Source organism: Embleya sp. NPDC059213, assembly GCF_042754445.1.
Classification (GTDB): Bacteria; Actinomycetota; Actinomycetes; order Streptomycetales; family Streptomycetaceae; genus Embleya.
In genome coordinates, this window is the sequence record NZ_JBHZAV010000001.1 from 74,270 (window position 1) to 86,541 (window position 12,272).

Annotated in this window: 10 protein-coding genes; all 10 read left to right on the plus strand. The window is 71.3% G+C overall.

What is annotated here, in order from left to right:
- Positions 1–114 precede the first annotated feature (114 nt).
- The 10 genes from ACFXMF_RS00340 to ACFXMF_RS00385 all read left to right on the plus strand — a co-directional run bounded on the left by ACFXMF_RS00340 (position 115) and on the right by ACFXMF_RS00385 (position 12,206).
- Positions 115–507 carry a hydrogenase maturation nickel metallochaperone HypA gene (locus tag ACFXMF_RS00340; protein WP_360305764.1) on the plus strand — a complete coding sequence of 131 codons (393 nt, stop codon included), beginning with the start codon at positions 115–117 and terminating at the stop codon, positions 505–507.
- Positions 508–511: 4 nt separating this feature from the next.
- Positions 512–1,318: a hydrogenase nickel incorporation protein HypB gene (gene hypB / locus ACFXMF_RS00345; protein ID WP_360305762.1), complete on the plus strand. Its 807-nt coding sequence runs from the start codon at positions 512–514 to the stop codon at positions 1,316–1,318.
- Positions 1,315–3,642: a carbamoyltransferase HypF gene (hypF, locus tag ACFXMF_RS00350; RefSeq protein ID WP_379988418.1), complete on the plus strand. Its 2,328-nt coding sequence runs from the start codon at positions 1,315–1,317 to the stop codon at positions 3,640–3,642. Before hypB ends, hypF begins: the two co-directional genes overlap by 4 nt.
- Positions 3,643–3,716: 74 nt before the next feature.
- On the plus strand, positions 3,717–4,067 hold the full coding sequence (locus ACFXMF_RS00355; RefSeq protein WP_379988417.1) for a HypC/HybG/HupF family hydrogenase formation chaperone: 351 nt from the start codon (positions 3,717–3,719) through the stop codon (positions 4,065–4,067).
- Positions 4,064–5,188 (plus strand): hydrogenase formation protein HypD, encoded by a 1,125-nt coding sequence (gene hypD / locus ACFXMF_RS00360; RefSeq protein ID WP_360305756.1) that lies wholly within the window; start codon positions 4,064–4,066, stop codon positions 5,186–5,188. Before ACFXMF_RS00355 ends, hypD begins: the two co-directional genes overlap by 4 nt.
- Entirely contained in the window at positions 5,181–6,257 is a 1,077-nt protein-coding gene (gene hypE / locus ACFXMF_RS00365) for a hydrogenase expression/formation protein HypE (RefSeq protein WP_360305754.1), read from the plus strand. The genes hypD and hypE overlap by 8 nt, the downstream gene beginning before the upstream one ends.
- 748 nt (positions 6,258–7,005) lie before the next feature.
- Positions 7,006–7,422 carry an NUDIX hydrolase gene (locus ACFXMF_RS00370; protein ID WP_360305752.1) on the plus strand — a complete coding sequence of 139 codons (417 nt, stop codon included), beginning with the start codon at positions 7,006–7,008 and terminating at the stop codon, positions 7,420–7,422.
- 1,020 nt (positions 7,423–8,442) lie between these two features.
- On the plus strand, positions 8,443–9,888 hold the full coding sequence (locus tag ACFXMF_RS00375) for an MFS transporter (protein ID WP_379988416.1): 1,446 nt from the start codon (positions 8,443–8,445) through the stop codon (positions 9,886–9,888).
- Positions 9,889–10,284: 396 nt separating this feature from the next.
- Positions 10,285–11,772, plus strand: coding sequence for an APC family permease (locus ACFXMF_RS00380; RefSeq protein WP_360305748.1), 1,488 nt, complete (start codon positions 10,285–10,287; stop codon positions 11,770–11,772).
- A complete protein-coding gene (locus ACFXMF_RS00385) occupies positions 11,769–12,206 on the plus strand; it encodes a hypothetical protein (protein WP_360305746.1) in 438 nt (145 codons plus the stop codon). Before ACFXMF_RS00380 ends, ACFXMF_RS00385 begins: the two co-directional genes overlap by 4 nt.
- The last annotated feature ends 66 nt before the right edge of the window (positions 12,207–12,272 follow it).

The following is a 12,272-nucleotide window of genomic DNA, read 5'->3' on the forward strand; positions in this document are numbered from 1 at the left end:
GGCGTGGGTACCCCGGACACGTCGCCACCGGCCCCTGTAATGAACCCGCGACGGACACACCGCTCGACGCGGTTCGAGCCGCCGCAGCGGCCGGCGCCTGCGGGAGGAGGACCGATGCACGAGATGTCGATCGCGATGGCCGTCGTCGAGCAGGTCGAGCAGGCCGCTCGGGATATCGGGGCGAGCGCCGCCCTGACCGTACGTCTGCGGGTCGGCGAACTCGCCGGCGTGGTCCCCGATGCGTTGTCCTTCTCCTTCGAACTGGCCTGCTCGGACACGGTGTTGCGGGGCGCCGAGCTGATCGTCGAGACCGTGCCGGCCCGGGCCCGTTGTGCGCCGTGCGCGGTGGAGTGGGCGGTCGGGATGCCACCGGACCTGTGCTGCCCCCGGTGCGACGGCGCCACGGCCGAACTGCTTGCCGGCCGCGAGTTGCAGATCGTCGACGTCGCCTGGGCCGACTCCCCGGCTCCCGCTCTTGCTTTCGCGCGACCCGCCCAGGAGGGCTGACCCCATGTGCCGTGTCGAGGATCTCCGCCGGGCCGTACTCGCCAAGAACGATCTCGGCGCGAGCGAGCTGCGCGCCGAACTCGCCGCGCGAGGTGTCGTCGCCGTCAACCTGTTGTCCAGCCCCGGCAGCGGCAAGACCGCGCTTTTGGAGGCCGAACTGCGGGCGGCCCGCTCCCGCGGCGTACCGGTCGCGGCGCTCACCGCCGACCTCGCGACCGAGAACGACGCGACCCGGCTGGCCAGGGCGGGCGTTCCGGTGAAGCAGATCCTCACCGACGGCCTGTGCCATCTGGAGTCGGCGATGCTGCGCCGGCATCTGGCGGGCTGGCTGCCGGACGACGCGCGGCTGCTGTTCGTGGAGAACGTCGGCAATCTGGTCTGCCCGGCGTCCTACGACCTGGGCGAGAGCCTGCGGGTGGCGCTCGCGTCGGTCACCGAGGGCGAGGACAAGCCGCTCAAGTACCCCACGGCGTTCGGGCTGGCGAATCTCGTCGTGCTGACGAAGCTGGACATCGCCGCGGCGGTGGAGTTCGACGAGGCCACGTTCCTGGCCAACGTCCGGCAGGTCAACCCGGGGGTCGAGGTGTTGTTCACCTCCGCCCGCTCCGGGCTGGGCGTCGGCGGCCTGTTGGATCGCGCGCTGGCGGTGTCGGCGGGCACGCCGGCGCATGTACCGGTGATGGCGCGGCAGGCCCGCGACCCGGGCGGGCACGGCCACGAACACGGCCGTGACGAGGAACCCGCCGTTGCGTACACCCACACGCACGACGGACACACCCACACCCACGACCTCGCGGAGGAGGTGTCTTGACCACCGACGCGGACCTGATCGCCACCCGGCGGCTGCGCATCGCGGTGCGCGGCGTCGTGCAGGGGGTGGGGTTTCGGCCGTTCGTGTTCACCCTCGCCGACCGGCTCGGCCTGGCCGGTCACGTCGTCAACACCGGTGCGGGCGTGGTCGTGGAGGTCGAGGGCCCGTCGGCCGCGGTCGCGGAGTTCCGGCGCCGGGTGGGCACGGATGCCCCGCCGTTGGCCACCGTCGAGTCGGTGCGCGACGAGGAGTTGCCCGTCGACGGCGTCGCCGGGTTCACGATCCTCGCGTCGCCGGCCGGCGGGTCGGGCCGGACGCTGATCCCGCCGGATGTGGGGACCTGCGCGAACTGCCTGGCCGAGCTGGTCGACCCGGGCAATCGTCGACACCGGCATGCGTTCGTCACGTGCGTCGACTGTGGCCCGCGCTTCACCATCGTCACGGCCCTGCCGTACGACCGCGCGCACACCACGATGGCCCGGTTCCCGATGTGCGGGGAGTGTGCCCGCGAGTACGGCGATCCCGCCGACCGCAGGTTCCACGCGCAACCGGTCGCGTGCCACGGGTGTGGTCCTCGGCTGAGCCTGGTCGGGCCCGGCGTGGACGGCGGCGCGGATCCGATCGCCCAGGCCCGGCGGATGCTCGCGGACGGGGCGATCGTCGCGGTCAAGGGCCTCGGCGGCTACCACCTGGCGTGCGACGCGGGCAATCCCGACGCGGTGGCTCTGCTGCGCACGCGCAAGGCCCGCGGCGACAAGCCGTTCGCGGTACTGGCGCGCTCCGTCGCGGACGTCGAGCCGCACGCGCACGTGGGTCCCCGGGAGCGCGAGCTGCTGACCGGCGCGGCCCGGCCGATCGTGTTGTTGCGCCGGCGCGCGGGCGGTTCCGGGCTCGCGCCCGCGGTCGCGCCGGGCAGCCCCGACCTGGGTTTCCTGCTGCCGTACACGCCCGTGCACCACCTGCTGCTCGGCCTCCCGGGGGATCCGCCCGGGCCGGAACTGCTCGTCCTCACCAGCGGCAACCCGGCCGGCGCGCCGATCGTGATCGACGACGCGCAGGCGCTGACCCGACTGGCGTCGCTCGCCGACGCGTGGCTCACCCACGATCGGCCGATCCACGTGGCGTGCGACGACTCGGTGGTGCGGGTCGTCGACGGCGAGCCGATGTTCGTGCGCCGATCGCGCGGCTGGGCCCCGTTGCCGATCGGGCTGCCGGCGCCGATCCCGGCGATCCTGGCGACGGGCGGGGATCTGAAGAACGTGTTCGCGGTGGGCGAGGGACGCCAGGCGTGGTTGTCGGCGCACGTGGGCGACATGGACGACATCGCGACCCTGACCGCGTTCGGCCACGCGGTCGAGCACCTGACGGCGGTGACCGGTGTGCGGCCGCAGGCGTTGGCCGCCGATCGCCACCCCGGCTACCGGTCCACCGCGTGGGCGCGGCGCGACGTGGCGGGCCGGCCGGTCACGGCGGTACAGCACCACCACGCGCACGTCGCGGCGGCGATGGCGGAACACGGCCTCACCGGTGCACAGCCGGTGCTCGGCGTCGCGTTCGACGGCACCGGCTACGGCGACGACGGGGCGGTGTGGGGCGGCGAGTTCCTGCTCGCCGACTACGCGGGCTACCGGCGCCTGGCGCACCTGCGCTACGCCCCGCTCGCGGGCGGGGACGGCGCGGTCGCCCGGCCGTATCGCATGGCGTTGTCGCACCTGCACGCCGCGGGCCTGCCGTGGTCGCCCGATCTGCCTCCGGTCGCGGCCTGCCCTGCGGAGGAACTGCGGGTGTTGGAGGTCCAGTTGGTGCGCGGGCTCGGCTGTGTGCCGACGTCGAGCATGGGCCGACTGTTCGACGCGTTCTCGTCGCTGATCGGGATCTGTCATCGGGCGGGCTACGAGGCGCAGGCCGCGATCGAGCTCGAAGCGGCCGCCGTGGGCGTGGAGCCGGGAGCGGGCTACGCCTTCGCGTTGCTGCCGGCTGCGGCTCCCGCGTTGCTGGTCGCGGATCCGGGGCCGGTGTTGACCGCCGCGTTGTCGGACCTGCGGGCGGGCGTACCCGTTCCGGTGCTCGCGGCCCGCTTCCACCATGCGGTGACCGATCTTGTCGCCCGGGTCTGCGCGCGGGCGCGGGAGGTGTACGGACCGACGGCGGTCGCGCTGACCGGCGGGGTGTTCGCCAACGCGCTCCTGGTGTCGGCGTGTACGCGGGTATTGGGCGCGGACGGCTTCACCGTGCTGCGGCATCACCGGGTCCCGCCCAACGACGGCGGGCTCGCGCTCGGCCAATTGATGGTGGCGGCGCACGATCGCTCCGCCGTCCGTTGAAGCACAGCCGTCGAATCACAGTCGTCGAATCACAGCGTCGAATCAAAGCCGTTCCGGACTACGAGGAGAATCCGATGTGCCTGGCGGTACCCGGCAGAGTGACCAGCATCGAGGATCGCGACGGCACCCGGATGGCTCTCGTCGACTTCGGCGGCGTGGTCAAGGAAGTGTGCCTCGAATATCTCCCGGACCTGCGGGTGGGCGAATACGCCATCGTGCACGTGGGGTTCGCGCTGCAGCGGCTGGACGAGGAGTCGGCTCGGCAGACGCTGGCGCTGTTCGACGAACTCGGGCTGCTGCAAGAGGAGTTCGGCGATCCATGGGAGGCGGCCGGCGAACTGGACTGGGTGTCCGGGCCGAACGAGGCGCCCGGATCGGGCCCCGCGGTCGCCGCGGGCGACACAGCGAGGGAGATCGCGCGGTGAAGTATCTGGAGGAGTTCGGCAATCCGGAGGTGGGCCGTCGCCTGCTGAACGAGATCCGGGCGACGGTGACCCGCCCCTGGTCGATCATGGAGGTGTGCGGTGGGCAGACGCACACGATCATCCGGCACGGCATCGATCAACTGCTGCCTCCCGAGGTGGAGTTGATCCATGGACCCGGGTGTCCGGTGTGCGTCACGCCGCTGGAGATCATCGACAAGGCGTTGGCGATCGCGGCCCGCCCAGGGGTGGTCTTCTGCTCGTTCGGCGACATGCTGCGGGTACCGGGGACGGATCGCGACCTGTTCCGGGTGCGTGCGGAGGGCGGCGACGTTCGGGTGGTGTACTCACCGCTGGACGCGCTCAAGATCGCCCGGGACAACCCGGATCGCGAAGTGGTTTTCTTCGGCATCGGCTTCGAAACCACCGCACCGCCCAATGCCATGACGGTGTATCAGGCCAGGCGGCTGGGCATTCGCAACTTCAGCCTGCTGGTCTCGCATGTACGGGTTCCGCCCGCCGTCGAGGCGATCATGAACTCGCCCGACTGCCGCGTACAGGGGTTCCTCGCGGCGGGCCACGTGTGCAGCGTGATGGGCATCGACGAGTATCCGGCGCTCGCCGAACGCCACCGGGTCCCCATCGTGGTCACCGGGTTCGAACCGCTGGACATCTTGGAGGGCATCCGCCGCACCGTGGGCCAACTCGAACGCGGCGAACACACCGTCGACAACGCCTACGCCCGCGCGGTGCGCCCGGAGGGCAACCCCGCGGCCAGGGCCATGCTCGCCGACGTCTTCGAGGTCACCGACCGAGCCTGGCGCGGCATCGGGGTGATCCCCGACAGCGGCTGGCGGTTGTCGCCGCGCTATCGCGAGCACGACGCGGAGCACCGCTTCGAGGTCACCGACATCACCACCCGCGAGCCCGCCGAGTGTCGCAGCGGCGAGGTGCTCCAGGGCCTGCTCAAGCCCAACGAGTGCGCGGCCTTCGGCACCTCGTGCACGCCGCGCAACCCGCTGGGCGCCACGATGGTCTCCAGCGAGGGCGCCTGCGCCGCCTACTACCTCTACCGCCGACTCGACGCCACGACCGCGCCCCGGGAGGCGAGCCCCGTTGTCTGACCTCACCGACGTGCACTCCGCGCCCGACTTCTCCGGCTGGACCTGTCCGACGCCACTGCGCGACCATCCCAGGATCGTCACCGGCCACGGCGGCGGCGGCGCGTTGTCCGCCGAACTCGTCGAGCACGTCTTCGCCCCGGCGTTCGGCGGCCCGGTGCTGGCCGGGCTCGCGGACTCGGCGGTGCTGACCCTGGGCGGGGCCAGACTCGCGTTCTCCACCGACTCGTACGTGGTCCGGCCGCTGTTCTTCCCCGGCGGCGGCATCGGCGAACTCGCGGTGAACGGCACGGTCAACGACCTCGCGATGAGCGGGGCGCGGGCCGCCTATCTGTCCTGCGCCTTCATCCTGGAGGAGGGCGTGGACATGTCGGTCGTCGCCCGGGTCGCGTGGGCGATGGGCGACGCGGCCCGCGCCGCGCGGGTGGAGATCGTCACCGGCGACACCAAGGTCGTCGAGGCCGGTCACGGCGACGGCGTCTACCTCAACACCGCGGGGATCGGACTGATCCCGGCGGGCGTCGACATTCGGCCGCAACGCGCGGTCCCGGGCGACGTGGTGGTGGTCAGCGGCGACATCGGCGTGCACGGTGTGGCGGTGATGAGCGTGCGCGAGGGTCTCGAATTCGACGTCGAGATCCGCAGCGACTGCGCCGCGCTCGGCGGCCTGGTCGAGGCGATGCTCGCGGTCACGCCGGACCTGCACGTGCTGCGCGACCCCACCCGGGGCGGGCTCGGCGCCGCGCTCAACGAAATCGCCGCGGCGGCCGGGGTGGGCGTGGTGATCTCGGAACAGGCCGTCCCGGTCCCGCCGGCCGTGACCAACGCGTGCGCGATCCTGGGCCTCGACCCGATGTACGTGGCCAACGAGGGCAAGCTGGTGGCGTTCGTACCCCGTGAGCACGCCGACGCGATCCTGGCGGCGATGCGCGCCCACCCGTTGGGCGCGGGCGCGGCCGTGATCGGCGAGTGCGTCGAGGAGCACCGCGGCATGGTGGTCGCCCGCACGGGCCTGGGCGGCACGCGCGTGCTGGACATGCCACTGGGCGAACAACTGCCCCGCATCTGCTGAAGCCACCGGAGCCGTGCCCGCAGGCACGGGTGCTCGATGCCGTCGAAGGGACGGACCCTCGGGGGCACGCGTGGAGTAGGCGGCGCCGGACGCGACCGCGAGAACCAGCGAGTGCGAGCAGGTGTTCACCCCGCCGGTAGGCGTACGGCCGGTGACCGCGTCGGGAGTGTCGGTGGCGGCGGGGGCGACCGCAGCGGGTGTCGGGGCGGGGTGGCAGTGCCGGCGGCGCCGGAGGCGGAGGGGATGTCCTCACAGGTGAGGCCGTCGTTGATCCAGGCGTCCCACTCGTGGGAAGGGTCGCCGTCCTGTCGCCATTTGCCGCACCCCGGCGCAGTCTCCACGGTCGGCGTGCTCGCCTCGATGACCTCGCGCGGTAGGGGGAGGTGTGACCGGGTGATCGACGCGGACCGGGCCATGTCGCCTTGGCGCGGCCGTATCGCCCAGACCCGGGGCCGGCCGGGGCGAACACCGATCCGAAGTGGCCGTCACCGTGCCCGGACAACGCCGACCGGGCATCGACGGCGTCCAATGGCCGCTCGGCCGGGTCCTTCGGGAGCGCCCGCCCGTCCGCGAGTCGGCATTGCCCACCGACATTGCGGGAGCCGCGCAAGTCGGCATCATCAGGCGTGGCGGGTTGAGCAGTTGGAATCGTCGACCCACCGTCATCGCCGCAGGAGTCCCGTGCGGGTCGGCCCCGGTGCCAGGTTCCGAAGGTCCCGTGCCCGGAACGCCACCCGTGAAGGACTCCATGGACAACCCCACCCCTCGCACCTGGCCCGTCTCGGTCAAGGGGGTCGTCGTCGACCACGAAGACCGTGTCCTGCTCCTGCGTAACGAGCGTCGGGAGTGGGAACTCCCCGGTGGACGCCTGGAGTTGGGCGAGGAACCCGAAGAGTGCGTCGTCCGCGAGGTCGCCGAGGAAACCATGTGGGACGCGAAGACGGGCCCCCTGCTCGACACCTGGGTGTATCAGCCCATCCCCGGTCGGCACGTGCTGATCGTCACCTACGGCGTCCACCCTCTCGACACCCGCACGGCCCCGGTCCTCAGCCACGAACACAAGGAGATCGGGCTCTTCGGCCGGGCGGAGATCCCCGCCCTGTTCATGCCGGACGGCTACAAACGCTCCATCGAAACGTGGTTCGACCACCCCGCCCGGGCGTAAACCGAACCACGACCCTCGGAACCGCCCCGGCGACAAGGGGTGTGGCGATCGGCGACACCCGAGGGCCACGCCGTCCCCGCCACCCGCCACCTCGCCCGGATCCTGCGCCACCACCGCACGGTCAACGCCCTGTCCCAGGCAGGCGTTGGGCCGAGCTCTCGGCTACGACAAGACGTTCATCCGTGGCGCGGCCGGTGCGGTGTGGCGGGGTTGGGGACGCGGTGTGAGTGGGCCCGTCGGCACGAGGGTCGGGACTGCGGCCGACGCCCATTCGGAGCAGCCCCGCCGAGGCGTCCCATCACCGGCGTGGCGCGCGTACGACAGCGGCCACAACGCCGGCGCGGAACGACACTTCGCCATCTGGTTACGGGCCGCCACTTCCTGCGAGGACGCCACCACCGGGTCCACCGCTCTCGCGTTCCGGGCCGATATCCGCCACAACAATCACGACCCGCGCAGCGCCCTCGACCCGGCCGACGCCGCCCTCGACGACCAACCCCCAGGCCACCGCACCCGCACCCGCACCGCGAAGCCCCCACCACCACAGCCCGACCCCGCCCACCGCGGCCCCGCCGGGTTCCCGACCAACACACGAAACCCCGGACGAACCGCCACCCACCAACGCCCCACAAGGGCCCCGGCAACTCGCAGTCCATCACCCGGTCGGCCGACCGCGCCGACGACGACTTCCACGACCGGACCTCCAGGGTCCGGATCACCGACGCACGCCCCGGGCCGTCGGCCAGGGTCGCGGCGGCGCTCGGCACTCGGTGCCCGATCGTCTTCGAGGTCAACCCGCCTCTCACCACTCTCACGGCTGAATCACACCTGCCATGTCGTGTCCCGCGTTGCCGCGAAGCGCCGATCACATCCGTGCGCCACACGGGTGCCGTACGGCACCCGGTCGGGCCCGCCCGGTTGCCGTCCCGGGCTGCGGGGTGGTGCGACGCGTGTGAACCTGCCCATGTGAATTCCCGGACACCCGACGCGGTACCCGCGGCTGCCGACCGGTCGGCGTCGATGGCTGTGCTGATCGCGACCTGCGTCTCGACTCTGGTCGTCAATGCGAACACCTCCGCGGTGAGCATCCTGCTTCCGGCGATCAGTACGGACACCGGCACGTCGCTGGACACCTTGCAGTGGGCCGTCACCGGGTATTCGCTGGTGGGCGCCGCGGTGATCGTCACCTCGGGCGCCCTGGGCGACGTGTTCGGACGGCGTCTGGTCTTCCTGGGCGGCTTGGCGCTGTTCATCGTCTCCTGCGTGTTGATCGCGTTGTCCGGCGGTGGTGCGGGGGTGATCGCGGGTCGGGCCATCCAGGGGGCCGCGGGGGCGACGATCCTGGCGTGTGGGATGAGTCTGTTGTCCGTTTCCACGGCAGGGGCGGGGCAGGTTCGGGCGGTGACGCTGTGGGGCGGGGCGTCGGCGGTGGGCGCCGCGGCCGGGCCGCTGGCCGGCGGTGTGCTGGTGGAAGGCACCGGATGGCAGGGGCTGTTCTGGATCGACGCGGCGATCGCTCTCGTCTGCGTCCCGATCACGCTGAGGGGTGTCGCCGAATCCCGCGATCCCGATCGCAGTCGCTCGATCGACTTCGCGGGGACCGTGCTGATCGCCGCCGTACTGGCCCCGGCGCTGCTCGCGCTGAGCGAGGGGGCGACATGGGGCTGGGCGTCGGCCGGGGTACTGGGGTGCTTCGCCGTGGCGTTGGTGGCGGGCGTGGCGTTCGTCGCGGTGGAGCGGCGGATCGAGGCACCGCTGGTGGACCTGCGGCTGCTGAGGAATCGTGTGCTGATCGGAGCGACGGTCGGGATCCTGCTGAGCGCGGGCGTGATCAACGGTCTGATGTATCTGGTCAGTCTGTACTTCCAGAACCCCGCCACGCTCGCGTTGAGCCCGTTGCAGGCGGGACTGGCCACGCTGCCCGCGACGGTGGGCCTGATCGCGGTCACGCCGCTCGTGCCCCGGGCAGTCCATCGGCTGGGCATCGGACCGATGCTCGCCATCGGCTTCGCGGCGACGACGGCCGGTTGCGTGTGGCTGGTGTTCGTCCGGGGGGACTGGCGGTATGCGGCGTTCGTCCTCCCGCTCGTGCTCGTGGCCGTCGGCCTGGGACTCGTCAACGGTCCGGCGAGTTCGGCGTCCACGTCGTCGGTGTCCGACGACGACGTCGGCGCGGCGTCCGGCATCTCGAACATGGCGCGATACATCGGTGCGGCCGCGTTCACGGCGGCTGTGGCGACGGTCAACGCGACGGTGGGAGAGTCGCGGCGCTCGGACGGAGAAGGGGCGGCGGATGCGCTGGCGGCGGGCCTGTCCGGCGCGTGCCTGCTGCTGGCGATCGCGTCCGGCGTGGGCGTGCTGCTGTCCGTCCTGGCGGTTCGTACCCGCCGCCGCCGGGCCGAGCCCGGGGCGTACGGGATGTCGGCGGCCTCCCACGCACATACCGTCCCCGGCGGAGGCCGGTAACCGGTACCCGGCTCTCTCGCGCCGGCAGATCCTGGCCGCTCGGTGACGCGTCCTCGAAGCGCTCCCGCCGACCCGCCCCACGTGCTCCGACACGGTGACCACCGCCTCGGCGCGCCGGCGGCGACCCTGCGGTCGATACGGATCCGGCCGGCGCGGAACCCGGCGGAAATGCCGACGTCGTCACACAGGAATCGGCTCTCGTACCCGGGCCACCGGGGAGGCCACCCGGCCGTGTCACCGCCCTCCCGCCCGCCACGACCGAGATCGACCGAGTCGCGGCTTCCGACCACCGGACGGGTTGATCAAACCCCGGAAGGCCCAACCGGACGCGCAAGTCTCACTCACCGTGACAACAATGAACTCCAGGTGATCATCGACAGGGAAGAGAGGCACCTGATGAGCGCTGCTGACGTGCCGGCGGACGACTTCGGCCGGCCGGCCGGGGCGACGCCGGTGAGCGAGGCCCGTTCGGCAGCCGCGGCAGGGAAGATCCCCTGGCTGACGCTGGCGATGATGACGACGGCCTCCGTCGCGAGTCTGCGGGCCTCGCCCACGATGGCCGTGTACGGACTGGCTTGCGTCTTCCTCTATCTGGTGCCCGCCATCGTGTTCCTGCTGCCCACCGCGCTGGTGTCGGCGGAGCTGGCGTCCGGCTGGAGCGGCGGGGTCTACAACTGGGTCGCGCAGGGGCTGTCGAAGCCGCTGGCCTTCCTTGCCGTCTGGTGCCAGTTCGCCATGACGATCTTCTACTACCCCAGCCTGCTCGCCTTCGTGGCCAGCACGATCTCGTACGTGGTCAATCCGGCACTGGCCAGTAACGGCGTGTACACCGCGATCGTCATCGTGGTCCTGTACTGGAGCGGCGTGTGGGTGTCCTCCCGCGGTACGAACGCCGTCGCGGGCCTGGCGTCCTGGGGCCTGATCATCGGCACGCTGATCCCCGGCACGCTGCTGGTTCTGCTCGGCTTCGTCTTCCTCGGCCAGGGCAACGCCTCCGCCGCGCCGATGGACGGGTCGCACCTGTTCCCCCAGTGGACCGGCATCGCCAGCCTGGTGCTGATCGTGAACAACTTCCTCAGCTACTCGGGCATGGAGATGAACGCGGTCCACGTCAACAAGCTGCGGAACCCGGCCAAGGAGTTCCCGAAGTCGATGTTTTTGGCCATGGGCCTGGTCCTGCTGATCTTCATCCTGCCGGCCCTGGCGATCAGCTGGGTCATCCCGGCGAACCAGCTCAGCCTCACCGCGGGTGTCATGCAGGCCTTCGACGCCTTCTTCCAGTACTTCCACATCGGCTGGCTGGTCCCGATCGTCGCGATCGCGCTGTGTGCCGCCTCGCTCGGCGGCATGCTCACCTGGCTGGCCGGCCCGTCCAAGGGCCTGCTGCTGATCTCCCGTGAAGAGGGCTACCTGCCCCCGTACCTCCAGAAGCTCAACGCCCATGGCATCCAACAGAACATCCTGGTCACCCAGGGCCTGCTCACCACCGTCATCGCCCTGCTGTACGCGCTGATCCCGGACGTGTCCAGCGTCTACTGGATCTTCTCGGTCATCACCACCCAGGTGTACCTGATCATGTACCTGCTGATGTTCGTGGCCGCCATCCAACTGCGCCGCAAGCTGCCCGACCATCCGCGTGGCTACCGCGCACCGATGCTCACCACGCTCTGCGTGGTCGGTTTCGTCGCCTCGGCGCTGGCCATGGCGATCGGCTTCATCCCGTCCTCGCAGTTCAACGGTGGCAACGCCTGGGCCTACGTCGGCATCGTCGGCGGTGGCCTCCTGCTGCTCGGGCTGGTCATCCCGGTGGCGTTCCTGAAGGCACGCAAACCCGGTTGGCGGCAGCCCGATGCCACCGCCCAGGTCGACGGAGGTGCGGCATGAGCCCCACCCGAATGTGGTCCGAGCACCGTTGGATCTTCGTCGGCGCGGTCGTCGTGCTGGTCGGCATGATGGTCATCGCGCTGTTGACGTACACACAGCAGCGGGCCTCCAACGAGGCCCACCGGAAGGCGAACGAGCTGAACGACGCCCTCGTCGCCCACGGCTTCGCCGCGCGGAACACGGGCAACATCGCCGACACCCTGGGCACCGACGGCGGCCCGGTCTGCGAGGACCCCAACTCGGCCCTGAGGCGCGGCCTGTGGCTGAACCAGATGTCCAACGGCGCGGGCGGACCCGGTCAGCGCCCGATCATCGCCGACCGGCGGATCCTGGAGGCCGGCGCCGAGGTGATCAGGATCTACTGTCCGGACAAGTTGGACGACTACCAGAACAGGATCAAGGATCTCAAGACAGGGGACATCGTCCGTGACTGACGAACCGACACGACGCCGAGGAGCAGTGGACGGGCGGACGGACGTGACCGACGATCTCGCCGGCCG